Source organism: Thermogutta terrifontis (genome assembly GCF_002277955.1).
In the GTDB taxonomy this organism is placed as follows: domain Bacteria; phylum Planctomycetota; class Planctomycetia; order Pirellulales; family Thermoguttaceae; genus Thermogutta; species Thermogutta terrifontis.
Map to the genome: position 1 here is coordinate 556059 of NZ_CP018477.1, position 25387 is coordinate 581445.

The following is a 25387-nucleotide window of genomic DNA, read 5'->3' on the forward strand; positions in this document are numbered from 1 at the left end:
AAAAAAAGAGCTTCGCCGACCAGTTCACCCCGTGGCGGGGGGCAATAGTCTCCCATTTCAGGCCGCTTTTTCCTGGGTGCGTGAAGATTCACTTCTCGCCGGGGCGGTGCTCAAGATTTCGCCGTTATCGCTGAGGTCCTCAAATCGAACAGAAACGCGTTTGGACACCCCCGACTCTTCCATTGTGATCCCGTAAATCGTGTCCGCGCAGGTGACGGTGCGCTTGGAGTGCGTGACGATGACGAATTGTGTGAGTGAGAGAAACTCCCGCAGCACGCGGGTGAAGCGATCGATATTGGCTTCATCCAAGGCCGCGTCCACCTCGTCAAGGACACAAAACGGACTGGGGCGACTGCGAAAGATGGCCAGAAGCAATGCGACGCACGTCAGGCTCTTTTCCCCACCGCTGAGCAGTGAGATATTGCGGGGTTCCTTTCCGGGAGGGCGGGCGATGATTTCGATCCCACTTTCCAGTATGTCAACGCCTTCCTCCAGCTCAATACTGGCCTGGCCTCCGCCGAAGAGCTCCCGAAACAGCATGGCGAAATGTTCGCTCACCGTCTGCAAGGTCGCGGCGAAGAGACGGCGGCTGTCGGCGTTGATCCGTTCGATGATCCGCAAAAGCGCCGCTTTCGCTGAGACGAGATCCTGATACTGGCTGGAGAGTGTGTTGTAGCGCTCCTCGAGTTCGCGGAGTTCCTCCAGCGCTTCCAGGTTGACGTTACCCAAATAGTGAATCTTCCGACGCAGATCGTCGATGGCCGCGGCGATTTCGGCCCGGTCGCGTGTTTCCTCGGGTGAGGCGGGCTGATCGATTTCTGCCAGAGAGATGTTGTAATCCTCTTCCGCCCGCTGGAGCAGGGTCGCTTTTTCGTGCCGGATGGAGTTGAGCTCGAGATCAATTTTGTGTCGTTGTTCCTCGGTTTCCTTGAGGCGGCGACGCGTTTCCTGGAGGCGGTGCTGAAGGGCCTGCCGCTGCTTGTGGACGGCTTCCCGCTCCTCTCCTGCCTGGTGCAGGGCAAGCGTGAGACCGTCCTTTGCGGAATAGAGTTCAGCCAGCGTCATCTCCACAGAGAGGATCTTTCGCTGGGATTGCCGCCAGGCCGTTTCCGTTTCTGAAAAACGTAGCTGAAGATCCGCCAACTCTTTCAGGCGTTCCTGCGCCGCCTGTTCCTGTCGTCGCAGTTCGTGACGAAGGGCTTGCAGTCGTTCTTCGCTTTTGGCCAGCTCGACCTTGAGTGCCGTGAGCAGGCCGTGATGTTCCTGGACGTCGTTTTCCAGTCGAGATATTTCCTCTCCCAGTCGCGCCAGGTCCTGTTCGATTTGGCGTGCCGCGTTTTCGTAATCACCCTTAGCCTGAACGGCCGCATCTCGGGATTGCCGGAGTTTCTCGCAGGCCTGATCCAGCTCGGCGAATTCACTCTCAATGGATTGCCAGCGCTGCGTGCTTTCCTCGGTCCGCCGCTGCAGTTGCCGCTCTTGCTGTTCGATTTCGCGGAGTTTATCGGCGAGGCGGCGTCGCTGTTCCGTCAACTCGTTCAGATGGGTCTCGGCTTCCTCCCAGGCTCGTCGCGTTTCCTGGAGGTGTGCTTCCAGTTTTCCGGCGGTCTGCTCCCATTCGGCAAGTGCCCGAAGCAGGCTCCGCAATTCGCTGCGTCGGGAGATGAGGCCGGTCACGGCGCTTTTGGGGCCGGCGATCACCAGACCATCCGAAGTGACCACCTCTCCCGCCATGGTGACAAACCGACTTTGGGGATACCGACGCGCCAGCTCCAGCCCTGTTTCCAGGGACTCCACGAACCATACATTCCCCAAAAGAAGGCGGCGAAGAGGGAGGATCTCCTCGGGGACCATCACAAATTGTTCGGCGTTCCCGAGGACACCGGGAACGGCGGCCAGTTCGCGGGCAACGGCCTCGTGGGAAGACGCCGCGGCGGCGGGTTCCAGGCGGTCCAGGCAGAAGACGCCGACCCGGCCGGTGAGGCCCGCATTGCCCTGCCGAAGTTGCTCCAGGAAGGGACGGCTATCTCGAAGGACGACCCATTGGGGGGCGTCTCCCAGCGCTGCGTCCACGAGGAACGCCACCTGTAGCTCCACCTGAAACAGATCGGCGACCAGGCCGCAAAGAGAAGCCGCTGCGCCGTCACCGCTCTGGCGCATTCGCTGCAAGAAGTCCTTGACGCCGCTATCGATCCCTTCCAGGCGTTCCTCCCATTCCTGAAGCAGTCGGGCACGTTCCCGCGCCGCCGTCCGTCGTTCCTGCAGCTCGGCCAGTTCCGACTGAACACGAAGACAGTCCTCGCGGCACTGGTCACGGCGTTCCGTAGCCAGGTGGATGCCGTGCTGGATGTCCTCCAGTTCGCGAAGCACATTCTCGTGCCGACGGCGAACGGCCTCGTGCTCCTGGCCAAGGTCGGTGATGACCTGTTGCAGCCGCTCGCGTTCCTGTTGCAACCGTTGAATCGTTGCCGCATGGACCTGCAACTGGCCTTCGTGCTGTCGGGCTTCCGCATCTGCTGCGAGGGATTTTTGAAGCAGTTCCCAGTGCCGCGCGCGGAGTTCCTCATACTCCGTTCGGCGACGGTCGAGAACCTCGAGGCGCTCCGTGAGGAGGCGTTCGCCCTCGGCGATCTGGCGGACGAGGTCGCGATATTGCGACTCCGCTGCCGCCAGGGCCTCCGCCAGGGAATGCCGCTGCGTCTCGACGTCTTCGGCACGGAGCGTCAAACCTGCCAGGGATTTTCTGAGCCGTGTCAATTCCCGTTCCAGTTCGCGGGATCGGGTGTGCTCGTGTTCGAGTTCGGCTTCCGCCGCGGCAATTTGTTCGCGATTGACGGAAAGGGCCTTCTGCAGAGTGGAGAGCTGTTCGTCGCACCGGCTCTGGAGGTCTTCCGCGGTGGCTAGCTCCTGTTCCAGGTGTTCGCACTGGGCGGAAAGGTCGGCCTGAAGCCCAGCCAGGCGGTTCTCTTGCTCTTCCAATCGAGCAAGTTCCTGATTGAATTTCTGCCAATCGAGTCTTGCCAGATGGATCCGCAGGGAGCGTAGTTCCTCGGCGTATTTCTGATAGCGCTGGGCCTTTCCCGCTTGGGAGCGGACCACGCGGAGGCGGCTTTCCACTTCCTCCACGATGTCGCGGAGGCGGACGAGATTCTGTTCGAGGCGCTCCAGCCGCCGCTGCGCTTCGAGCTTGCGGCTTTTGAATCGGCTGATACCGGCCGCCTCTTCGAACACGGCCCGGCGTTCTAACGGGGTTGCCTGGAGAAGCTGGTCGATCTTGCCCTGTTCAATGACCGAGTAAGCCTGGGTGGCCAGGCCGGTGCCCGCCAGCAAATCGCGGATATCCCGCAGTCGGCAGGGCTGCCGATTGATGAGATACTCGCTTTCCCCGCTCCGATAGAGTCGCCGGGTGATGTGAACCTCGGGGGTATCGATGGGCAAAATGCCCCGGGAGTTATCGAGGGTGATGGTGATCTCCGCGAAATTGAGGGGCCGCCGCGTCGCCGACCCATTAAAGATGACATCCGTCATCTCCTTTCCGCGGAGATTCTTGATGCTTTGCTCGCCCAGGACCCACTTGATGGCGTCAACAACATTCGACTTTCCGGAGCCATTTGGCCCGACAATGGCGGTGATCCCCGGACGGAACTCAAACCGGGTCCGGTCGGCGAAGCTCTTAAAGCCCACTATTTCCAACGCTTTGAGCATATCTCCCAGATTCTCACGCCAGTCAGGATCTGTGGGGGAGCATACGACGTTTGGGTGACCTGCCGTCTTCGTCGCGCGCCAGTTCGGGTTATTTTCCCCAGGATACCCGATTCCACCAATCAGGACGAGGTCGTTTTTGAGACGGGGTCACAAGGAGCTTAACGGGAGGGCGGAAGTGGCCCGGCGATGGCCCCTCGGATGTGGCAAATTGAATGTTCTATAGGGGATCTGCTGCGTGCCGGCCTTTTCGCGCCGCGGAATGCCGCAAATATACGACGTTTCCCCTACTTTTTGGCCCCCTGCAAAGACGACATAGGTCCTTGGTAGTGTGAAAAAACTTTACTTCAAGGATTCCAGCGTGGTTGCCCTTCAGCTTGTGCTTGCTTTCACATTTCTGGCCGTGGCCGCCTTTGCGGGGCTTGTGTCTGTGCGTGGTTGAAACGGGATCGGCTCACACGTCCGTTTTCCACAGCCCGTGCAAATTGCAGTATGCACGGATGGTCGCCGCTCCTTTTGTGGCGGGTAATTTCACTTCGGGTTGCTGCCCGGGCTGAAGTTCCACCCGGCACACGGCCTCTTCCGTGACCACCTCCACCCATTCGATGAGATGTTCGGCGGTCATCGGGTGGGGCACACTGCCGACCTTGACATGGAAAGAGGAGCCTTCCCGGGTGGCCACCGGGACATGTTTTTCTTTGGACGCGTCCACGGTGTTTTCCACAAGATGCTTCATGGGCATTTCACAGCAGGTGAGCGTGCCCCGGCCGGCATCCACCACTTCCACAATACGGCCACATTCCTCGCATCGGTACAGGTGATGTTTGTCACTCATGAGCCGACCTCCTCCCAGTGAAGGACCAAGACCAGGGGATGTGAGACCAATACCCTCCGACCGAGTTGAGAGAACCCATACAACACGGAATTGCGGTGGGGAACCGCAGGCCCCTTTTGGATCACCGCAATGCGGTAATTGTTTGCTACTATTTGACTTTATTTTGCTTCGCTTGACAATAATGGCGTGTTGTCGAGCCAACATGGCGGGGTTGGCCGAGGTCATCCATTCCGCCGTCTTTATTCCTCGGGCTTGGGGTTTGCCCGAGTAGTTCACGTCGGATCAGTTGAAATTTGCGGTTGGCAGGGGCAATTCATGAATCGCCGCTACGGGTGTTGTGCTCCGAAAACCATACGCAGGACATCGGTCTGGGCGATTAGTTAAATAACAAATTGTGTAGAGCTTCCTTGAGTCATTCGGGGACTTCTGGCCCGGTTTGCAGTTGTCCATGTGAAGAGAAGAAAGGATCCAGCCATGACAAATCGCGGTTCTCTTTCCCGTCGGGATTTCGTGAAGCAGGCGGGCGTCTTGGCCGGCGGAGCCGTGTTTGTTCCAGCCGTGCTCACCAAAAATCAGTTCAGTGTTGCCGCGGCGGTCAACAGCGAACCGCTCCCGCGCCGTGTGCTTGGGCGCACCGGCGAGCAGATCACCATCTTCACGCTGGGCACCGCTCCGTGTGGGAATTCGCGATCGGTGGAGGAAATCGCCGCGGTCGTTAACGCGGCGATCGATGCGGGGATTAACTCGATCGACACAGCCCCGGCCTATGTACGGGCGGAAGAAGGTGTCGGCCTGGTCATGAAGAACCGGCGGAAAGAGGTGTTCCTGGCGACGAAGGTGCCCGCCGACACGGTGCAGCAAGGCGAACGCTCGCTCAGTCGGTCGCTCCGCCTTTTGCAGACCGATTATGTGGACCTCCTCTATTACCACAGTGTGGGCAACCGTAAGGTGGAAGGCGCTCTCGATCCGGAAGGCGTGTTCACTTGGCTGGTCAAGCAAAAGAAGGCGGGCAAATGTCGCTTTGTGGGGATTTCCGGTCATAATTTGCCGGGCCGGTTTGCTCAGTTTCTGAACACCGGCGAGGTGGACGTCCTCTTGGCGGCCGTCAATTACGTTGATCGACACACCTACAACTTCGAGGAAGATGTGCTTCCCATCGCGCGGGAGAAGCAGGTGGGGATCATCGCGATGAAAGTGCTGGGCGGTGCCGATCCTGCCAAGGGAAGCTACGGCAACCCGAATTCCGTCGGCCGATTGGTTTCCGATAAGCCCGAACGCATCGAGGCCGCCATCCGGTATGCCCTTTCGCTGCCGGGGGTAGCGAGCGTCAATTTAGGAATCAACAGTGTCGAGCAACTCCATCAGGACCTTGCTTATTTCCGCAACCCGCAACCGCTTTCAGAGCAGGAGCTGGCGCAGCTTCTGGAAGAGGGGCGGGCGCTGGCCGCCAAGTGGGGTGAGCACTTTGGTCCGGCGAAGGAAAGGGGGCAATCGTAAAACGGAAGGGTGTCGGTCATCCCGTCGCTGCGTGCGCTCGCCGATAGCGATAGTAGGCAGCGCACGCGCCTTCCGAAGAGACCATCGGGGCGCCCAGCGGATGTTCCGGCGTGCAACGGGTGCCGAAGGCGGGACATTCCGGCGGCTTTTTGTGTCCCTGAAGAACTTCTCCGGCGATGCATTCGGGGGATTCTTCCGCCAGAAGCTCGGCCGCCGCGAACTTCTTTTCCGCGTCGAATTCCGCAAACTCGGGGCGAAGTCCCAGGCCGCTTTGCGGAATGACGCCGATTCCGCGCCATGCGCGATCGACCACCTGGAACACCCGCTCGATCTGTGCTTTGGCTGCGGGATTTCCTTCCGGCCGAACCGAGCGGCGGTACTGGATGGTGACCTCTGCCTGATTGCGTTCCAACTGTTCGACGCACATCGTCAGCCCCTGGAGGAGATCCAGCGGCTCGAAGCCGGTCACGACAATGGGCACGCGGTAGCGCCGAGCGATTGGCTCATATTCGGCTGTTCCCATAACGGTGCAGACGTGTCCGGCTGCCAGAAATCCGCGTACCTGACACTGGGGAGAACTGAGAATGGCCTCGATGGCTGGGGGAACGCGGACATGGGCAACCAGCACGGAGAAGTTTTTCAGGCTCCATTGGGCGGCCTGCCAGACGGCCATGGCGTTGGCCGGTGCCGTGGTCTCGAACCCCACGGCAAAGAAGACCACCTCTCGCTGAGGGTTCCGGCGAGCAAGGGTGACGGCATCAAGGGGTGAATACACCACCCGCACGTCACCGCCCTGAGCTTTCACGCGGAACAGATCACTCCGCGAGCCCGGTACCCGCAGCATATCGCCGAAGGAACAGAAAATGACGCCGGGCAGGGACGCGATGGCCACCGCGCGATCGATGAGCTCGATGGGCGTGACACACACCGGACAGCCCGGCCCATGAACGAGCGTGATTTCTCTGGGGAGCAGCTCATCGAGGCCAAACCGCAGAAACGAATGTGTCTGGCCTCCGCAAATTTCCATGATGGTCCAGGGGCGCGTGACGGTTCCGCGGAGCCGCTCCAACCAGGCCTTGACGGCCTGTGCATCGCGAAATTCGGCAAGATATTTCATGACGACGTTTCCGTTTCCTCTGAAACCGGCGGCCAGGGGGATTCTTCTCCAGCGGCTTCCATCTCTCGGAGCAGAGCAAGTTGCTCCATGGCCTCGGCCTCATCCAGCCGGCTGATGGCGAAGCCCACGTGGACGATCACATACTCCCCCACTTCCGCCTCCGGAACGTACGCCAGGCAGATTTCCTTGGCGATGCCGCCGAAATCGACCTGGGCATAAGGAAGCCCTTCGCGGTCATATTTTTGAATGATTTTTCCTGGCACACCCAAGCACATGTGAAACTCCTCAACCTGAGCTGGCAGGCACACTTTCCGGCTTCTGATATCAATCTTTTTCGTTGGAATCTTTGTTAACGTTTTCCGCAACACCGCCCCGCCCGGGGATGAAATCCCCTTGGAGGGCCCGCCGGGTCAACCAGATTTGGCCGAGGGCCAGGCCACCATCTCCGGGTGGGATTCGGCGGGCAAACCAGGGCGTCACCCCGCGAACACGACAGGCAGCGGCCAACAACCGCCGAAGAAGTTGATTCTGAAAGCAACCGCCGGAGAACATCAACCCCTGGACGTTGAATTGTTCTGCCACAGTCAGGACCGCCTCAACCAGTTGCCGATGGAAGTCGAGGGCCAGCCGCTCGCGGGGAACCCCCGCGCGAAGACCGGCCACAAGCGATTTCAGTACGGGCTGCCAGTCCAGCACGATCGGCCTGCCCTTTGTGAGAGCGAATCGATGAACGCTCGGCATGAACGCGTCGCCAGGCACCTCACCAGCGGCGCGAGGATTGGGGCCCCGGGTTCCACTGGAGAGTGGCCCGGCTGAGGAGAAGTAAACCTGCTCGGCGGAAAATTGCAACGCCATGGCCGCCTGGCCTTCGAAACTGATCCGCGCCCCTAGACCCAGCAGCGCCGCCACGGCGTCGAAAAGGCGTCCCATGCTGGAGGTCTGCGGGCACTGGATGCCGCGTGCCACGGAGTGAAGGAGGATGCGGGCCTCGGTTTCCGTGAACAGGTTTCTTAATAATCCGTCCGGGCTGTCCAGCTCGCGCTCCGCCATTCCACATGCCGCGAGGAGCCCCAAGAGCGAACGGCGCGGCTGGCGAACGACGACTTCCCCACCGGGGAGCGGGAACGGACGCAGATGCGCAACCCTCTGGAACGACCGCCCGTCAAAGAGGAAAAACTCACCGCCCCAGACGGTCCCATCAATTCCGTAGCCCGTGCCATCCCAAATGACACCCAGGAGTGGTACGGGCAGTGGCCGGGTGGTTCGTTGTTCAATTTCCAACGGGCCAGGCTGTGGCGCAAGGACCCCGTCAAAGGCAGGATCGCTCCGAGGCGTTTCCCACTCCGCCAGGCAGGCCGCAAAGTGGACCACATGATGCTGCCAGCGAAAGAGCGGGGCCTTGAGACGGCAGGCGAACTCCTCAGCCACCCGCGTCGAGGCGTAGTCCGGGTGAAGATCGCACGCCACCACTTCCGGCACGGCCTGAAAGAACCGTAACAGGTCTTCCACAGCCCGGCGGTGCGCTTCCCACGCCAGAAGATTGTCCAGGTCCCCGACATGGGCACTCAAGATGGCCTGGTCCTCCAGGGCGAGACCGACGACGTTCTTGAGATGTCCACCCGTGGCCAGAACGACCGGCCCCTTGGCGGCCAGGCGGATCGGACGGGGGGCGAATCCTCTGGCGCGACGAATAAGAAAGATGTCGTCGGGCTCTCCCTCCGCCATAACCGAATCATCCACGGGGCGGACGATCGGCCGGTTGTGGACCAGGAACACATCAGCGATCTTCCCCAATCGCTGGAAGGCCTCGTCATTCGCGATGGCCATGGGCTCTTCCGTCAGGTTGCCGCTGGTGCAGACGATGGGACGACCCACGGCCTCCATCAACAGATGATGGAGGGGCGTGTATGGAAGCATGACACCGAGATAAGGATTTCCCGGGGCCACCGCTTCGGCGACAGGACAGACGCCATTCTCGGGCCGGAAGTCCTCGGCTGGGCTCGTAGTTGCTTGGTTACGCCGCTCGTCTGAGGATGTCAATGGAGCATTGCCGGTCGCCGGTTTGCCTGTGTGGTCGGTCAAGTTGTGCCGTCGGCGAAGCAGGACGATAGGGGCAGTGGGAGATCGCAACCACCGCCAAACGGCCTCAGATGGCTCCTCGCACACTTGCCGAAGCATCTCTTCGGTCATCATGAGTGCGAAAGGTTTATCTGGTCGCCGTTTTCGCTGGCGGAGCGTCTGCACAGCGGCTTCGTTCCCGGCATCGCAGATTAACTGGAATCCCCCCAGCCCTTTCAAGCCCAGGACTTGGCCCTCGCGAATGGTCTGGGCGGCGAGGCGGATGGCGGTTTCCCGTTCGGCGAGCAGTTCGCCTGAGGCACTCCGTAATTCCACGTGGGGACCACACGCCGGACAGGCGACGGGCTGAGCGTGAAAGCGACGATCCGCGGGGTTGTGGTATTCGCTTTCGCACTCCCCGCACATGGGGAAAATCTTCATCGAGGTGAGCGGCCGATCGTACGGGACGCCCTCGATGATGGACCAGCGCGGTCCACAGTGGGTGCAGTTGATAAATGGGTACTGATACCGGCGGTCGGCAGGATCACGAAGTTCGGCGAGGCACTCGGCACAGGTGGCCAGGTCCGGCGGGATTGTCGGCTGGCGGACGCCGCCCTCCCGGCTGGGAAGAATTTGAAACGTCGGTTCCTCCGGAGCAAGCGGCGGAAGTTCCGTTTTTTCCAGCGTTTCGTAAACGACCCCCGCCGGCCGGTGATGCAGGAACTCTTCCCAGAAAGGCATGAGTTGATTCCGGCTCCCCTGAACCTCCAGCGTGACCCCGTCCGACGCGTTGCGCACCCACCCGGTCAGCCCGTGCTTTCGCGCAGTGCGGTAGACAAACGGGCGAAAGCCGATCCCCTGAACAACGCCGGTCACGTGAATCCGCCACCGAGCGAGGCTGGTCGCGGCAGTCGCTTCGGTTGTTGAGTCGCTCAATCGGTGCTCGGGGACGGGCGAGGCCATAAAAGAATAAGATGAATGGAATTCCGCTGGTTCCAGGTTTTACCGTGTGGCCCATGGGGGCAATTTGACCGGCAGTCCTGGGAAGCCTGGCCAATTATTCCTATCCTGAAATGTAATCAAAGAGCGAGGAAATCGGCGGTGCGAACGCCGGTCTTTCCATTCTACGCATTGAGCCTGGAAAATTGTCGTCAGCAGGTACGGCGCTTTCCTTACGACGGATTTCAACGCGAGGCATGCAGTTTTTTTCCATCGAGAACTATTTGCGGATTATCAGCGGCCAGGACAGGACGCCACGAGCGGCACTTCTTCGTGTCGGGCTCTGGCCTGCGGGAGCGCTTTATGCTGCCGCGATGGTGCTTCGCAACAAAGCGTATGATTGGCGCTGGCTGCGGACCGAGCAAGTGGAAGTGCCGGTCATCTCGGTGGGGAATCTCACCCTGGGAGGAACCGGGAAGACGCCGTTTGTTGCCTGGCTTGCCCGATGGTTTCGTCGTCACGGCGTCCGGGTGAGTATCGTCAGCCGGGGATACGGGGCGGAGGAGGGGAGTCGCAATGACGAGGCCAAAGCCCTCGAATGGGCGCTGCCGGATGTGCCGCACCTTCAGAATCCCGATCGGGTGGCGGCTGCCCGAACGGCCATCACGGAACTGGAGACCGAGCTCATCCTGCTGGATGACGCGTTCCAGCACCGCAGAATCGCCCGAGATCTGGATATTGTGCTTCTGGATGCCCTCCAACCATTCGGATTTGGGCATGTCGTTCCCCGGGGTTTACTCCGGGAACCCCTCCGGGGAATCCGTCGTGCCCAAATCGTGATCCTTTCTCGGGCCGATCTCGTCTCGCAAGACCTCCGGGAAGAAATTCGGCAGAGGGTGGCCAAACTCCATCCCAGCGCCATCTGGGCAGAAATACGCCAGCAGCCAACCGCGTGGGTCAACGCAGCGGGAGACGCGCAGACGCTGGAGTCATTTCACCCCGACAAAGTCCTGGCTTTTTGCGGCATCGGCAATCCAGAGGCCTTTCGACGAACGCTCGAACGGCTTCAATTCACGCTGGATCCCGGAGCTGTACGCGTCTTCCCGGACCATCACCCGTACACCCGGGAAGATGTCGGCGATCTGACGCGGTGGGCGGAACAGATGCAGGCAAAAGCGGTGGTGTGCACGGAAAAGGACCTGGTGAAGATCGGGCTTACGCACCTGGGAAAGATCCCGCTGTGGGCCCTGCGGATTGAGGTGGCCTTTATCTCAGGACTTTCGGACGTGGAAGCCGCGCTCCAGCCCTTGGTGGAACGAGTCATCCGGAATCGGGAGAGCAGGTAATGGTCGCCGGTGGGGCGGGCGGCACCTGTTCAGACATCACCCCCGGGGATACTGGCGACAGTATTCATACAGCGCGATGGCGGTCGCGGTTGCCACGTTGTGGGCATAGGGCAAGCCATACACAGGGATTTCCACCACGTGATCCAGCATTGCCAGAATTTCCTCTTCGATGCCCAAGCGCTCGTGTCCCACCACGAGAACACACCGCCGCGGAAAAGTGAATTCATAGATGCAGGTCGAGTCTGTTGTTTGTTCCAGGCCAATAAGAGGATAGCCTTCACCCTTGAGCTTCTTCAGGACCGGCGGAAGCGTGCGGTGAAACTCAATCTGAAGTTCGGGGCCTGTGTCCCGGGCGATTTCGGGAAGAATCCGTGCGTTGCCGCAACAGATGAGACGCCGGATCCCGCAGCAGCCTGCCGCCCGCACGATCCGGGACAGATTGACGTTACTCTTCATGGGCGGGCAGGCTACGATGAGCTCCCGCGGCCGTTCCAATTGAATCGGCTGCTTGTGACGTTGCTGGACGAATCGGGTCATCGGCGGTCAGGAGGCTTTCTCGGGGGAAGTGCTCGATGGGGGATTGTGTGAGGGGCTGGCGGAGCACTCCTGGGGAGAGGTTGTCGGTGCGGCGGTTGTTTTTTTGTCCCACCCCAGCATCGCCGATCCCTGGGTGAGCCCGGCGTCCACGTAGCCTTTGAGGCGTTTAAGCAGCCGTCGGGCCCAGGCGTATTCCAGCCCGAGGATGGCAAGCCCCATAGGAATAACCAGCGTGGCAGGTCCAGGGGCAACGATCATGATCACGCCCACCAGCAGCAGTGTCAACCCGACGATTGTAATGACGATCCGTCGGACCCAGCGAATGCCGATACGCAGCAGGACGCGGTCGAGCCAACTGAGCGAGGCCAACAAATCTTCCAGAGCGGCGGTTGGCTGGCCCTCGGGCGTGAATTCAATGTGCGGGGACTCCTTCCCGGCGAGGCTATTTTGGAGCGGTGTCCACATCGATTTCTCCTTTCCTCGTGCTTCTTGCGGAGTTTGCACCTATTCACAATCATAAAGCCAGGAACGCCATGTGCGGCAAGATGAGTTCCCTGCCTGAAAGGTGCTCCTGAAATACCGTGAGAATAACGGCTGCCCTGTCAAACGAAAAGGAATTAGCACGATGGACGTAAGAAACCTCAACGAAGTCCCGGCCTTTATCACAAAGGATGGCTCCGAGATCCGCGAACTTCTCTCTTATAGGAATTCGTGCATTCGCAACCAATCTTTGGCCGAGGCACGGCTTCCCCCCGGTGGCAGCACACAAGGCCACCATCATATCAAAACAGAAGAAATTTACTACATTTTGGAAGGTTTTGCCCGAATGCAGGTGGGTGACGAAATCCGCGATGTCGGTCCCGGTGATGCCATCGCGATCCCACCTGGAGTGTATCATCAGATCACCAACACGGGGACAACCACGCTTCGTTTTCTGTGCTGCTGCGCCCCCTGTTACGAGCACGAGGACACGGTCATTCGCGCGTGAGGTGGCTTGGAAAGGACGCATACTTTCGTGGGTTGAGAAGGGCTTCGGTAGGTCCCACTATCGAGAATCGGGGAGGGGGTTGTGCCACCTTGGACGAGTCAGGACTTTCTCGTAATTGCGGCTCAACGGATGCATGCCGCGGATGTACTATTCCAATACGGGTTATATTTGGATGCCGCATACATTGTAGGTTATGCTGTGGAATGTTCCCTGAAGGCGCTGATTATGGAGCACACGGCAGTCGAGAAACGGTCGCAGCAACTCGCCAGGATCACCCGTGGTGCTACGATGCATCGGCCGGAAACGCTCGTAGGTATTCTGCATGGTGAATTAGGAGTGCAGCTGCCGGAAAAGATTGTAGAAAGATTTCGTCGGCAGTCATTCGCATGGAGTGTTGATTTACGCTACGAAACGGGCCGCGGAGATAAGAACGCGACAGAAGCTTTGTTCGAGACGGCGAGGATGATCTACGAGTTCGTGTCCCAACAATTGTCGGGGGGATCGTCATGAGTCAAAGCACTGAGCCGCGTTGGCAGACAATGCGTACAGAAGAGTCATGCATTGTCGAGACGGTACTCAAAGAGGCCGGCTTCCACCAGGTGGATGCGTATCGATATAACCCCGGTTCGATTCGAGTTCGTGTCATCGACCCGCGTTTCGCGAACCTTTCCGAGGACGAACGGGCAGATCTGGTGGAACCTCATTTGAAGCGTGTTCCCGAGGATATTCGCCGAAAGATTATTATGCTCCTGGCGTTTGCACCAGAAGAGTTGGAGTTCCAATCACACCCAACGACAACAAATTGGAAATTCCTGTTCCTCAACGAAGAGTTTGAGAACCCCAGTCCTTCCCTGCTGTAATTCCTTAGGCTTTGCGTGGGAATACAATCGCGACATGTAAGTCACCACCGACAGAGCCAACCCGCAAGACTTGCAATTCGTGCAGTGTCCCTGCCTACTCTGACGGGTTCAGGCATTGATAGGGGCAATTCGTGAATTGCCCCGACCAGGGATTGTCACGTCGTACGACCAAGTCTCACCGGGCACGACAAGCGTGCCCCTCCGACCTTGGGAAAATCCTTCGCGGGGAAACATTGCCTCGGAGGGACCTGCATGTCGGGTCCGCTTGTCAACCTTGGATGATCCACTCTAATTTACTCGCGCTCCGGTAGGGGCGATTCATGAATCACCCCTACAACACATGGCGATTTTGCCTTTTTCGCGATTTTCACATAAAGTGGGGACGCGGCAAGTGCTTGTCACCGCCGGCAGAGTTGCTCCGCGGGCGGGATGCCGACCCTGTTCGGTCACGCGAGATGCTGCTTAATCGCCTGTTGTGGGCAAAGGGCCATGGGTGAACGCCGGAAAGAGATCACGGGTTGGATCCAGACTGCGGGGAAGGCGGGGGTAACTCTTCGGCGACAATGCGAAAGCCGACGTTGAAGACTCGCGCATAAGGTGGATAGGCGAGCCGGAATGAAGAAGTGGCACGCTTTGGCCGATCGTACCAAGAACCGCCACGCACCACCCGGCATTCAGACGAGTCTCCATCATTTCGCCCATCATTTTCAGAATAGGGATAGCCTCGGTAGCAGGAAAGCGTCCATTCCCACACATTGCCGTGCATGTCGTAAAGGCCACAGGGATTCGGCCGATAGGAGCCAACAGGCATGGAAACCAGCCCGCCGTCATTCCATCGCGGGTCTTTGGGAATCCAGTCATCGAACGGGTTTGGGTTGGGAATGATTCTCACCTGGATGTAGGTGTCGATGACGAATTCGCTCAACTTTTTGTCCGCCAAATTGGCATAACTGGAGAAGTCATCGTCCGATGTGCCATACCAGAAGGGCTTTTCACTTCCGGCCCGGCAGGCGTATTCCCATTCTGCTTCACTGGGAAGACGAAAGCGAACTCCGTGACGTTGCGACAGCCAATCGCAGAACGCAACCGCCTGGTGCCATGTCACGCGGACGACAGGCTGTTCCGGTTGATCGAGCGGCAGCCCGTGAAATCCAAACTGATACCCGTGAATTGACTCCACATGGCTATCATGGGTCGGATCAAACACCGCGAACTGGCGGTTTGTGATTTCGCAGGCACTCATCCAGAGGTCGTGCGGAATCTGGACCACGCATGGGGGAGTTTCGTCGGCCTCGCCATTTACACTTCCCATGATGAATCGACCCGCGGGGATTCTGACCATCGGAATTGTTACTCCTGGTGCAATCGTGATCACACGTTGCCACTCCCCGAGGCGCCTCTGGCGTTCCTTGGCCACTTCAGCGGAAAACGGCCAATCATCAAGCGCGGGCAGCGCAACGTCGTTTTGATAGCGGCGTGCCTTTTCGGAATCCATGCCCGGAACGGTGTAACCAACCGGCTCCACGCGATCTTCCTTGGTAGTGGACTGCTGCGTCGGCTGAATCTCTCTTCCGAAAGCAGTCACCGCGGGGATCTCTTCCCAGTTGTCATCCATGCCGGTGTACCGTTTTCGCATTTCGCGGGCACGGGCCAACAGGGGTGCTACCGTTTGGGGACCGACAATTTCTGACCAGGTTCCGTGATAGGGAGCATTAAGGTCAATCCACGTGTAGAGTCGATCCCAGGCTTGGGGCGGTAACTGAACCCCGTAATGTCCTTTCTTCAGGATCTGAACGAGCTCAGTTGTGGCCGCGTGGTATTCCATGGGCGAGAGAAGGTGAATATCGCTTTCGATCCCTGGTCGTCGTACAAAGCGATGCAGGTTGGCGTAAGCGATTGAAAACTTTCCGCCCACTTTTTCCGAAACATGCCCCGCAATTGCCGACGACCAATCCTTGAGGGGTATGTTTCCCCGCAGATCAAAGGCATTTGGTGGCCCGGATTCACCGTTGTGGCAGGATACACAATAGCGATCCAGGACCGGTTGCACCTCCCGGGCAAAGCTGAATCCCCGGGGCGGACCATACCAGGGCTCAATCGTGGCGGGTGGCTGTGAGAGAGCCAGAGTGGCGAGATTGGGGACCGCCTCGTTGGGGTGTTCATGACAGCCGATGCAGGAGAGAATCTCCCCGGGCATTGCCGTGAACCAGCTCCGCATGATTTGCAGGGCCCGCCCTTCCGCATCCAGGGGCTGAACAGCGATTGGGGTGTAAGCCGGCACCCGGAATAAGGCGGAACCGTCCTCCTGGACTGGAACGGTGCCCAGGATGCGTTTGACATCCCAGGGACCGTCCATCCCGATGGCCCCCAGCAATCCGCCCATCCCTCGAAAGCTGAATTCGTAGCTGATCAATCGAAGTTTCTTGACCGTACCGCGTGGGATGTCCTTTAATCCAGGTCCACGGTACACATCAACGAGATAGACGAGAGCCTCTTTTTGCGAAGGATCGACCCGATCAGCAATCACAGGCGGTCGGCGACGGGGAACGAGCGGAATCGGTTCAAGCAAGGCATAACCCGGTTTTTCCCGCATAAGAACTAAATTGCCGAACACGTCAACCAGGTAAATTCCCCATGGTCGGTCGGGAGAGGGCTTGCAGCTCACCAGGAAATAGTTCTCGCTCAATGGCCAGGGTGTTAAGAACTGCGGCCAGACCCCGTCAACGAGTTCGTCCCGGATGATAGGTTCCACCTTGCCCTCAGCCGGTGGGATTTCCTGAACCACGCCCTGGGCCTCATGCCGCCCCACCGCCGGATCGATGACGATCAGTCGCCCCGATCGTCGCACTCCATGGTGACCGCTCACGATGCCCACGACCTTTGTGGGATGGTTGGGAATTGCACGGGCATAGAAGAATGAATTGGGAAAGTAGCTATTACTTCCGTAATACGCCATCTGGTTTGTGCCATCAGGATTCATGGAAAAGAGAATCCGTGAATGGGCGTGCGGAAGGTCTGTATATTCCCAGCGCAGATAGAGAACGCGCCCATTGTTGAGCAGGCTGGGATGCCAGTTGTGTTCCTGGTCCACCGTCAACTGTCTGATCGACCCATCAGGGTCCAGCCGGTACATGTTCGTGACATGAGAGCTGCCATAGACACAAGGAACTCCCACGAAGGGAGCCGTGGATGTGAAGATGATCCGATCATCGGGAAGATAACAAGCGTCATAGTTATCAACGTCGGGCTCGCGAATGAGTGGTAATTCCCTGACTTCACTCACCGACAACCGCCCATTGTCGCGTTTCAAGGAAAGTTCGAAGACCTGGAATCGGTCGAACGAACCCGGCATCGAAACAAGGAGCTTCTGGGCGTCAAAGTGCAGGTCAATCTCGCCCACGTAACGACCATCGGGCGGTTCAAATAAAATCTGGGGCGGGTCATTCATGCGACGAGGTGAGACCACGCACAAGCGGTTGTCGTACCCTCTCGTGGGAAGACTGGAGTGACTTTCCCAATTCGCGGGCAATCCGAGATTGGGCTCCTTCCTTTCCACATAGAGAAGTTCATCGAAATCCAGGAGGGGATTGGCCTCGACAAGGGCTTCCCTTTGAAGTTCCAGGAACGACTTGCGAATATTCTCCGCTGACTGGCGGTCAATCGAACTTTGATCTCGCAGGTGATCACAGGCAGCCGCCAGTTCGCTCAACCTTTGCTGGAAAACCTGACCCCTGGGATAGCGGTCACCAAAAGTGGCGATCAGATCATCGATAGCAGCTTTCAAAGCCGACAATTCTTTTGCCGTAGGGATTTCTGAACCCGTGGATGATCCGACGATCGAGTCCTGCACCGTCCACTCCACCCATTTCGTCTTGTCTGAAAGATAGTCAAGGATATTACAGGTCAGTTGTTCCAGGGCTTTGCGATGGAGATTGTTGGTCAGGGAATAATGTGGGATTCGCCATCCAAGAACGATGATCCGGCCTTTCCCCAGGCGGTATTCGACCAAAGGGTTTTCGTCGGCGTAATTAGCGCGGGCTAAAAGCCGTCCCGCCAAGGGACGTGGACTGCCATGGAAATCCGCAAAGGCCGGATATCCACCCGATGTGAGAAAAATGATGCCGATTGGGCTCACAGGCAAGCTCGCGAAGATGGGATGATCCTTCACAACAGGGATCAAAGCTGCCTGAAAGCTGTCGTGACCTGGCGATACGGTTCGCATGGACGCGGTTTCCACGCCCATCTCAACGACCAATCGGGCAGCAACTCCCGACAGGAAGAGCCCTCCCCCTTCGGCAACGAAAGTCCGAAATGCCTCCAAAGTGCCAGGGTTTTGGAGGTCTGCAGGCAGTGTCGCCAAATCCCCGTCGTGGCACCACACGACATCGAACTGGGTCAATCGAACGCTTTGCTTCTGCTCGTCGACAAAACGTTCGGGTCCCTGGAGGTAGACAGTTTGACAACCCCGGGCTGTCTGGCACCAACGCAGGGCGGCTTCGCTCTCCCTGCCAAGCGGTGTTTCGTGTTCCCGCGGGACCAGGAATGCCACGCCGGAGGCGAAACTCAGTTGACCCACCAAGGCCAGGAAATAAACCAGGACGCTCGAGACCAGCCCGCGCCCAATCATCGATCTTGCTCCTTGCGATACAAAAGACCTCGGAGGAATGCGTCTATTGGCGGAGCAGAAGCGACATTCCTCGGGCGCCCATCAAGTCTAATAGGTAACCCCGGCCCAGTAAATCTCGCTGAGCATTGAGTAACCCGTCCGCGCGGGTTCTCTGCGGTGCCCATGAAGCGGAGGCAGGACGAATCGGGAAAGAACGTTCACCGCAGGATTTGCCGGAAGGCTGACAGCGTTTTCACGCTAAAACATCCCCAATTTTGTAAAAACTATGAGATGCCGCGGCCGCAAAGTATCGTAGGGGCAATTCATGAATTGCCCCTAGCGGGAGGGCACACCACGGGGAAAATATTGCTACGGGCGATTCATGAATCACCCGTACGTAAATGGAACTGGTTGGCAGGCCCTTGCCGAGCCATGCGGGCAATGGGTGAATTGCCCTGGAGATTATTCCCGCAATCGGGCGAGTTCCTCCCGGAATCGGGCGAGCCCCTGGCGGTAATTCTCTGACCAAGCGGGATTGGGCTCCACGGTGCCGCGGAATCGTACCATCACGGAGACGGCGTCGGCCACGGTAAATTTTTTGCGAATCCCCTTTTGCTTTCGCAGGTATGACTCCATCGCCGCGAGGGCCGTCACAGCCGCCCCCAGCGCAGGTCCCTCCTCGGATTCCAGCCGAAGGAGCGGCCGATTGAGCACCGTCGCCAGGATTTCGCACATTAGATTACTGCGGGCGATTCCACCGGAGACGGTGATGCGGGTGATGTTCTGCCCGGCGTCCTCGTGCTCGGCAACGGCCAGCGCGATGAGATACGCGATCGCTTCGAGGGCTGCTCGGAAGCGACGGCCCATTTCCTCGGGCATGCGCGGGATCCAGCGGAGCTGGGCATCTTTCTGGGAGATACCGAGGGATGGTTCGGGATTCACGAAGGGGAGGACGAGGATGCCGTCGCAACCCGGCGGAACGTTCCGCGCCGCCTGTTCCAGGGCTGCCCAATCGGGTTTGGGCCCCACAACCTGGTCCAGGAATTGTGCTCCATTGTTGTAGCAGCGCATCCACAGGTAGGGACCCCAGTTGAGCCGCATGACATCGAGCTGGCCGCGCTGCGGTCGATCCTTGGAGGAACTGTTGACCACAGCGGAGTTCCCCAAAATGACCGCGACCTGCCCAGCGTCGACGGCGCCACCCCCCACCAGGCCGGCCTGCTGGTCGTCGGAGGTCGGGAAAATCAGGGGTCTCACTCGTGGCGGCAGGCCCGCCTGAAGCGCGACTGCTTCCGAGAGTGCTCCCACCGGCGTGTAATGATCGATGATCTTGGGGAGCTGTTTCCACGCCAGGCGGCGATATTCCTCGTTTTCGAGGGCCTCCAGCATTTCCCGCCGCCATTTGTTTGTGCGGAGGTCCATGATGCCGGAAGAGGCTCCTACCGAAACACTGCACACGTCGAAATTGCCGGTCAGATACCCGGCAGCGAGGACGCCGTGGGCGGCGATCCGCCGCGTTCGACGCCAGTCCGCGGGACTGAGGTGCACCTCGTCTTTGACCAGGTGACTCAGGCCGTAGCGAATGGCCCAGGGACCGCCGATCAGTTCCTGCACGCGTTCCTGGCCGCCGAGTCGCGCCAGTCCCTTGGCGTGATACTCCGCCAGGGTGGCGTCATTCCAGCAGATAGCGCGGCGGACCTGATTGCCGAGGGCGTCAATGCGGGCGGAGGTGTGGTGCGTCGCCGAAATTCCTCCCGCCACCCAATCCTTTATTCGGCCCAGTCGGGTCAATTCGGCGGCAATGGCCCGCACGGAGGCATACGCCTGGCCCTCCAGTTGCATCACGTTGAGCTCCCGAATTCCCGTGGCGGGACTGTCGCCGAACCAGATATCGGTGGGCAGACGGACCTCCGCCAGCACGTGTCCTTCAGTGTCGAAGGCGAGGCATTTCACACCCCCGGTGCTGAAATCCCATCCCGTGATAACGGCGCTTTTCTTAACACACTGGAGCCCTTCCGACATGGTGATGCACTCCTTCCCACGCGATCCTTGACCTCAGCACGTCGTTCCGCGATGAGGCTCTCACGCCCACGGCTCGCCATTTTTGCGAGTTCCACACATGTTGACGCGGATGCCCAGGGCGTCCGCCATGGCAGCTTTGGCCAGCGCTGCTTCATCCGCCGCATCCGCGTCTTCCGCATACGCGACCTGTATGTGATTGGCCTTGTGCTTGGCCATGAATTGATCCCGGGTGATGCCGTATGTGACGGCGTGCATGATCGGCCATTGAGGTGTGGTTTCTTTCCAGCGGCGCTCTGTTTCCTCGGGGGGCAGTTCGACCACCCCCGCCCGACCGATGTCCATGCAGAGGCGACCATCGTCGATGTACACCCGGGACCACACAATTTCGCCCGGCTTGGAGATCCCTTTGAGTGTGCCCCCACCGAGGCGGAAATACATGGGGGGCTGGCGTTCGCTGGAGGCCCCAGCCCAACCTCCGATAAAGTGGGCAGGCGGTGCCGAACCACTGATGAGGAACACCCACACATAATCCTGCACGGTTCCGGAGCGATCCCAATCGCCCCAGCGGACATCGTGGAGTGTCGTTTCCACCGGCTGTCCCATCGCCTTGTGGATGCGGTAGGTCATGAGGGCGTCCAGGCCCGCGCATTCGTCCACCTCGTTGAAATGCGGGAGCGGCTCTCCTTCATAGAGAATTCGCTTGCCATCGCGGCTTTTGACGGGAGGACGATCAGCGTTGTTGAGCATTCCCTCCACCAGATCGCTGGCCGGTAAAAGGTCTTTCAGGCCCTGCTGGTACTGAATACCAATCGTGTCGCAGCCGAAGTCGTCGGCCAGCCGCAATGCGGCAATGTACATCTTGCACTGGGTGAGGACCTGGTCTTCGGTGAGGTCGGTTTCCGGGTTGGTGCCGAAGACAAACTTCATGCCCCGGTCCACCATCCACTGGAAAACTTCGCGGGCCTCGCCATCGCTGACCTGGGTTGTTTCGTAATAGAGGGTGGACTGGCTGAGGCGTTCCTTGAAGACGCCCAGGGGCATCAAAAGCTCGTCGGGAATGATGGCGTTGTACATCCCCATGCAGCCTTCATCAAACACGCCCATGATGGCCTTTTTCCAGCGGAGCTCGTCCGCCAGAGCCTGCCCCAGTCGCTTGATGGCGCCCGGGATCTTCACTTTTTTAAGCGGCGTGACATGCTTGAGAGGATGCCGCACCTCACCTTTTTCCAACCACGTGGCCAGTTTCTTGCGAAATTCCGGGGCGGAAAAATCCTCACTCCACAGTGTCGAATAAGGCTTGCCGGCCTTGGTCAGACAGGCATTGAGGTTGAGCATGCCCACCAAGCCAGGCCACTGTCCGGACCAATTGGCGACAGTGAGGATCGGCCCCTCGTGGCTGAGCAGCCCCGCCAGAACGTGGTGGGAGTACTGCCACACGGCCTCGGCGACGATGAGTCGCGCTTTGGGATCAATATTGGCAAAGACCTCCATGCCCTCTTTCTGCGAGCTGATAAAGCCGTGCCCTTCTTCTGGCTTGTAGGGATGGGCACGGACCAGCTCGTAGCCTGCCTCGCGCACTGCCTCCGCAAGGGCATCTTCCATGGCTTTTTGCGCCGGCCAGCAAACCTGGTTGGCCGACAGGCGAAGATCCCCACTGGCAACGAGATAGACCTGTTTCCGTTTTGCCTTCGGGGGCTTGGGCAGTTTAGGCAATTGATAGGCCATAAGCGTGACTCCTTGCATGTAAAAGACGGCCTGCCATCAGCGAAGATGATTGTTTGCTGGAGATATTAAGTGCTGTTTGAGCTTTGGCGATCCATGATAGCCGTTTATCTCCATTCCGAAAAGAACCCAGCAGAGACGATCTTCACATGTTTTCCAACTTATTTTGCGCGAGGCGGAACCGCCGGTTGTACAACGACAGAGAATCAGGCGAATATCGGTGTACCGATTGCCAGCGTGGCGGTGTGCAATGGGCGGAATGGCCTGATCGTGAAAACCGAAAACGCGCGACTTGCACGGATTGGGGCGACATCTCCAGCCCATATCGGGGCATGAACCGACCTCGCTTGTCCAGGCAAAGCGCCCGGGAACGGTCCGCCGGACAGCCTGCCCGCCAAAGTTGGACTATTTGGGGCAAGGGCGGCTTGGTATTATAGATGGGTTAGATTGAAGGGAAGACGTCCTGCTTCTGCGTCTCAGGCGCGGATTCTGCGGCTGCGTTGGACAATGAACATCATACTGATCGGTTACCGAGCCACGGGGAAAACCACCGTCGCCCGACTTCTCTCCGAGCAACTCGGCTGGCCCTGGGTGGATTTGGACGTGGAGATTGAGCGGCTGGCGGGCAAATCCATCGCTCAGATTTTTGCAGAGGACGGAGAACCGGTCTTCCGGGATTTGGAATCTCGGGTGGTGGCTGACTTCTGTGCCCGGCAGGGCTGGGTCATTGCGGCAGGTGGGGGGGCACCGCTGCGGGCGGAAAATCGCCAGGCCATGCGCCAGGGTGGGAAGGTATTCTGGCTCACCGCCACGCCGGAAACCATTTATCGACGCATGACGACCGACCCCACGACGGGAGCGCGACGCCCAAATCTCACGGCACGCGGCGGGCTTGAGGAGATCGTCGAACTCCTTACCAAGCGTGAACCGGTCTATCGAGAAACCGCCGATTGGGTGATCGATACCGAGAATAAATCTCCATCCCAGGTAGCGGACGAAATTCTCGCCCACTGGTCCAGGATCAGGGACGATAAAGGAATGCATTTGTGATGTGGCCGGCCTTTCCATTCCCCGTCCAAATGATCGTGCTGGCGGTGGTCGGCGCGTTTCTTGGATCGCTCGCCACCTGGGCGGCGGACCGGCTGGCCTGGCAGTCCCGCGCGGTTTCCCTGTGGAGCCGAGTAGGTCGGCTCGGACCACGCCACCTGGCCGCGTATGTGCCGATTTTGGGCTGGTTCTTTCAAAAGAGTCCTTCAGAGGGCCAGGGACGCTGGTCCTGGCTGCCACCGTTTTGTGTGGAGTGTCTCAGTGCGGCGGGGCTTCCCTGGCTCTACTGGTGGGAAGTTTGCGAAGCGGCGATTGTTCCAGCGGGCGTCCTACCGCCGCCTTTTCCCGTTCTGCTGGTGGTGTTCATCAAGCACACCATTCTCTTCCTCTTCATGTTGGTGGCCTCACTTATCGACTGGGATGAGAAGGTGATCCCCGATGCGGTGACCATTCCGGGAACGCTCCTGGGGCTGATCTTGGCGGCGGTTGTGCCTGCCAGCCACCTGCCGGTGCCGCAGGAGCGGGCACGTCCACCCCTGATTTCGGCGAGCCGGGCGGTTCCAGGAGCGGTGCCGGCCACCTATCTGAAACTCACGTCGCCTTCCCCCTGGCCGGAATCTCTCAATGGCCAGCCCCACGGCCATGCCCTGAGTTTGGGGCTGTTTTGCTGGTGGTTGTGGTGCTTTGCGCTGATGCCCCGGCGGTGGTACCGCCATCGGCGATTCTGGAAGGCCGTGCAGTTGATGTGTGCGCGGCTCTATCGATCCCAGGTGACCGGGGGGCTTCTGGTCATGGGATTTATCGGCACCGCGGTGATCCTGTTCGTGTGGATTCTCGGTGGGGATCCGTGGCGTTCGTTGCTCTCAGCCCTGGTGGGGATGGCCGCCACGGCGGGACTGACATGGATTGTGCGGATCGTGGGGACGCTGGTCCTCGATCGGGAAGCGCTCGGCTTTGGCGATGTGACTTTGATGGCGATGATTGGCTCCTATTTGGGCTGGCAACCGGGGCTGATTCTCTTCTTTCTCGCCCCCTTTGCGGGACTTGTGGTGGCGATCTACATCATCGTGCGTCATCAGGAGGTGGAAATACCCTATGGGCCATTTCTTTGCCTGGGGGCCCTGGCGACAATTGTGTTCTGGCGAGACGTGTGGGGGTTTGCGTCGCTGATCTTTGAACTGGGCGGAATCCTGCCGCTACTTCTGGTCGCACTGATTGTGCTCCTCGCGTTTCTCCTGTTGGTGATCCGCCTCATCCGCGAGGGATTGAGGATTTAGGAAGAGAAGTCAGGCTGGCCTGCGTGTGCAGCACCACCCCGCGGTTTTGTTCCCCTTCCGGATTCGTCTGTCCAGGACGTCCGCCACGGACATCGCGCATTCCGGTCGGGGTAATTCATAAATGGCCCCTACCCGCAACAGGGCAATCACGCAACACGCAGCGCGTAGGGGCAATTCATGAATTGCCCCCACCGCTGAGCCCTTCTGGTGCCCATGGAATGAAATGGGTAATCAAGGGTTGGAAAATCGGACCTGACGAGCAGGTCCATCCAACTCCGAAAATGGAGGGGCACGCTTGTCGTGCCCGGTGAAAGCGAATAGATGATCGAACGTGCGCGAGCGGACCCGACGAGCGGGTCCCTCCGGAAGATGCACCTGACAACGCATGAATGGACGCCCTGGAACGTGTCCTTCCATTGGATGGATTGGAGGGTGGGGTTCCGCTCCGACCGGTCATCGTCGTGCGATCCGGGCCGAGGACAGAGTGGTGAAGGCTAAAGCCTTAATCGAAAAGCGGCGATGAATCGCCGCACTCCATGGAGTGCGGGGCTTTAGCCCCGCTTTCGGCGCGGGACTTCAGTCCCCGGCGAAAGCGAACGGATGATCCAACATTGAACGGCGGACGTGACAAGCACGTCCCTCCAAACAGGGACCTGACAAGCAGGTCCCTCCGAAATACGATTCGGAGGGGGCACGCTTGTCGTGTCCGATGAGAGCGAATGGATGATCGAACGTGCGCGAGCGGACCCGACGAGCGGGTCCCTCCGGAAGATGGACCTGACAACGCATGAATGGACGCCCTGGAACGTGTCGTTCCATTGGATGGATTGGAGG

Annotated in this window: 18 protein-coding genes; 8 read left to right on the forward strand and 10 right to left on the reverse strand. The window is 59.2% G+C overall.

The window, feature by feature from the left end; all coding sequences use genetic code 11:
• Nucleotides 1-57: 57 nt before the first annotated feature.
• Nucleotides 58-3705: a chromosome segregation protein SMC gene (smc, locus tag THTE_RS02035; RefSeq protein ID WP_095413870.1), complete on the reverse strand. Its 3648-nt coding sequence runs from the start codon at nucleotides 3703-3705 to the stop codon at nucleotides 58-60.
• 451 nt (nucleotides 3706-4156) lie between these two features.
• Nucleotides 4157-4537, reverse strand: coding sequence for a desulfoferrodoxin (locus tag THTE_RS02040; protein WP_095413871.1), 381 nt, complete (start codon nucleotides 4535-4537; stop codon nucleotides 4157-4159).
• Nucleotides 4538-5011: 474 nt separating this feature from the next.
• Between THTE_RS02040 and THTE_RS02045 the strand changes: the two genes are divergently transcribed.
• Complete coding sequence (locus THTE_RS02045; RefSeq protein WP_095416726.1) at nucleotides 5012-6034, forward strand: aldo/keto reductase; 1023 nt, start codon at nucleotides 5012-5014, stop codon at nucleotides 6032-6034.
• 16 nt (nucleotides 6035-6050) lie between these two features.
• Here THTE_RS02045 and hypD read toward each other — a convergent pair whose 3' ends face one another.
• From hypD to THTE_RS02060, 3 genes are read right to left on the reverse strand one after another with little or no spacing between them, the layout of a single operon-like run.
• Nucleotides 6051-7151 (reverse strand): hydrogenase formation protein HypD, encoded by a 1101-nt coding sequence (gene hypD / locus THTE_RS02050; RefSeq protein WP_095413872.1) that lies wholly within the window; start codon nucleotides 7149-7151, stop codon nucleotides 6051-6053.
• Nucleotides 7148-7426: a HypC/HybG/HupF family hydrogenase formation chaperone gene (locus THTE_RS02055; protein ID WP_095413873.1), complete on the reverse strand. Its 279-nt coding sequence runs from the start codon at nucleotides 7424-7426 to the stop codon at nucleotides 7148-7150. Before THTE_RS02055 ends, hypD begins: the two co-directional genes overlap by 4 nt.
• 49 nt (nucleotides 7427-7475) lie before the next feature.
• Entirely contained in the window at nucleotides 7476-10145 is a 2670-nt protein-coding gene (locus THTE_RS02060; protein ID WP_207651757.1) for a carbamoyltransferase HypF, read from the reverse strand.
• 260 nt (nucleotides 10146-10405) lie between these two features.
• Here THTE_RS02060 and lpxK point away from each other — a divergent pair, with 260 nt between their 5' ends.
• Entirely contained in the window at nucleotides 10406-11494 is a 1089-nt protein-coding gene (lpxK, locus tag THTE_RS02065; RefSeq protein ID WP_095413875.1) for a tetraacyldisaccharide 4'-kinase, read from the forward strand.
• A 36-nt stretch (nucleotides 11495-11530) separates the two neighbouring features.
• On the opposite strand, the gene THTE_RS02070 is transcribed toward lpxK, so the two are convergent.
• Both THTE_RS02070 and THTE_RS02075 read right to left on the reverse strand, forming a co-directional pair.
• Nucleotides 11531-12031 carry an RNA methyltransferase gene (locus tag THTE_RS02070; RefSeq protein WP_168175774.1) on the reverse strand — a complete coding sequence of 167 codons (501 nt, stop codon included), beginning with the start codon at nucleotides 12029-12031 and terminating at the stop codon, nucleotides 11531-11533.
• Nucleotides 12032-12037: 6 nt separating this feature from the next.
• Nucleotides 12038-12496, reverse strand: a complete 459-nt coding sequence (locus tag THTE_RS02075) for a PGPGW domain-containing protein (RefSeq protein ID WP_095413876.1) — start codon at nucleotides 12494-12496, stop codon at nucleotides 12038-12040.
• A 160-nt stretch (nucleotides 12497-12656) separates the two neighbouring features.
• On the opposite strand from THTE_RS02075, the gene THTE_RS02080 reads away from it, so the two are divergent.
• From THTE_RS02080 to THTE_RS02090, 3 genes are all read left to right on the forward strand, one after another.
• A complete protein-coding gene (locus tag THTE_RS02080; RefSeq protein WP_095413877.1) occupies nucleotides 12657-13019 on the forward strand; it encodes a cupin domain-containing protein in 363 nt (120 codons plus the stop codon).
• Between the two features lie 81 nt (nucleotides 13020-13100).
• A complete protein-coding gene (locus tag THTE_RS18605) occupies nucleotides 13101-13529 on the forward strand; it encodes a HEPN domain-containing protein (protein WP_095413878.1) in 429 nt (142 codons plus the stop codon).
• On the forward strand, nucleotides 13526-13879 hold the full coding sequence (locus tag THTE_RS02090) for a hypothetical protein (RefSeq protein ID WP_095413879.1): 354 nt from the start codon (nucleotides 13526-13528) through the stop codon (nucleotides 13877-13879). The genes THTE_RS18605 and THTE_RS02090 overlap by 4 nt, the downstream gene beginning before the upstream one ends.
• A gap of 511 nt (nucleotides 13880-14390) precedes the next feature.
• Here THTE_RS02090 and THTE_RS02095 read toward each other — a convergent pair.
• The 3 genes from THTE_RS02095 to THTE_RS02105 all read right to left on the reverse strand — a co-directional run bounded on the left by THTE_RS02095 (nucleotide 14391) and on the right by THTE_RS02105 (nucleotide 22232).
• Entirely contained in the window at nucleotides 14391-18506 is a 4116-nt protein-coding gene (locus THTE_RS02095) for an SUMF1/EgtB/PvdO family nonheme iron enzyme (protein ID WP_095413880.1), read from the reverse strand.
• Nucleotides 18507-18947: 441 nt separating this feature from the next.
• Nucleotides 18948-20507: a xylulokinase gene (locus THTE_RS02100; protein WP_095413881.1), complete on the reverse strand. Its 1560-nt coding sequence runs from the start codon at nucleotides 20505-20507 to the stop codon at nucleotides 18948-18950.
• A 60-nt stretch (nucleotides 20508-20567) separates the two neighbouring features.
• The gene (locus THTE_RS02105) at nucleotides 20568-22232 is read right to left on the reverse strand and encodes a fucose isomerase (protein WP_095413882.1); all 1665 of its coding nucleotides are present in this window, start codon (nucleotides 22230-22232) and stop codon (nucleotides 20568-20570) included.
• A gap of 69 nt (nucleotides 22233-22301) precedes the next feature.
• On the opposite strand from THTE_RS02105, the gene THTE_RS02110 reads away from it, so the two are divergent.
• The 3 genes from THTE_RS02110 to THTE_RS02120 all read left to right on the forward strand — a co-directional run bounded on the left by THTE_RS02110 (nucleotide 22302) and on the right by THTE_RS02120 (nucleotide 24553).
• Nucleotides 22302-22565, forward strand: coding sequence for a hypothetical protein (locus tag THTE_RS02110; RefSeq protein ID WP_095413883.1), 264 nt, complete (start codon nucleotides 22302-22304; stop codon nucleotides 22563-22565).
• Between the two features lie 171 nt (nucleotides 22566-22736).
• Nucleotides 22737-23279, forward strand: a complete 543-nt coding sequence (locus tag THTE_RS02115; RefSeq protein ID WP_095413884.1) for a shikimate kinase — start codon at nucleotides 22737-22739, stop codon at nucleotides 23277-23279.
• Complete coding sequence (locus tag THTE_RS02120) at nucleotides 23279-24553, forward strand: prepilin peptidase (protein ID WP_095413885.1); 1275 nt, start codon at nucleotides 23279-23281, stop codon at nucleotides 24551-24553. The genes THTE_RS02115 and THTE_RS02120 overlap by 1 nt, the downstream gene beginning before the upstream one ends.
• Nucleotides 24554-25387: the final 834 nt, after the last annotated feature.

Coding starts and splice junctions, on each gene's coding strand:
- THTE_RS02045 (WP_095416726.1), top strand. CDS start 5,012: ATGACAAATCGCGGTTCTCTTTCCCGTCGGGATTTCGTGAAGCAGGCG.
- THTE_RS02080 (WP_095413877.1), top strand. CDS start 12,657: ATGGACGTAAGAAACCTCAACGAAGTCCCGGCCTTTATCACAAAGGAT.
- THTE_RS02115 (WP_095413884.1), top strand. CDS start 22,737: ATGAACATCATACTGATCGGTTACCGAGCCACGGGGAAAACCACCGTC.
- lpxK (WP_095413875.1), top strand. CDS start 10,406: ATGCAGTTTTTTTCCATCGAGAACTATTTGCGGATTATCAGCGGCCAG.
- THTE_RS02070 (WP_168175774.1), bottom strand. CDS start 12,031: ATGACCCGATTCGTCCAGCAACGTCACAAGCAGCCGATTCAATTGGAA.
- THTE_RS02055 (WP_095413873.1), bottom strand. CDS start 7,426: ATGTGCTTGGGTGTGCCAGGAAAAATCATTCAAAAATATGACCGCGAA.
- THTE_RS02040 (WP_095413871.1), bottom strand. CDS start 4,537: ATGAGTGACAAACATCACCTGTACCGATGCGAGGAATGTGGCCGTATT.
- THTE_RS02100 (WP_095413881.1), bottom strand. CDS start 20,507: ATGTCGGAAGGGCTCCAGTGTGTTAAGAAAAGCGCCGTTATCACGGGA.
- smc (WP_095413870.1), bottom strand. CDS start 3,705: ATGCTCAAAGCGTTGGAAATAGTGGGCTTTAAGAGCTTCGCCGACCGG.
- THTE_RS02105 (WP_095413882.1), bottom strand. CDS start 22,232: ATGGCCTATCAATTGCCTAAACTGCCCAAGCCCCCGAAGGCAAAACGG.
- THTE_RS02120 (WP_095413885.1), top strand. CDS start 23,279: ATGTGGCCGGCCTTTCCATTCCCCGTCCAAATGATCGTGCTGGCGGTG.
- hypD (WP_095413872.1), bottom strand. CDS start 7,151: ATGAAATATCTTGCCGAATTTCGCGATGCACAGGCCGTCAAGGCCTGG.
- THTE_RS02090 (WP_095413879.1), top strand. CDS start 13,526: ATGAGTCAAAGCACTGAGCCGCGTTGGCAGACAATGCGTACAGAAGAG.
- THTE_RS02095 (WP_095413880.1), bottom strand. CDS start 18,506: ATGATTGGGCGCGGGCTGGTCTCGAGCGTCCTGGTTTATTTCCTGGCC.
- THTE_RS02075 (WP_095413876.1), bottom strand. CDS start 12,496: ATGTGGACACCGCTCCAAAATAGCCTCGCCGGGAAGGAGTCCCCGCAC.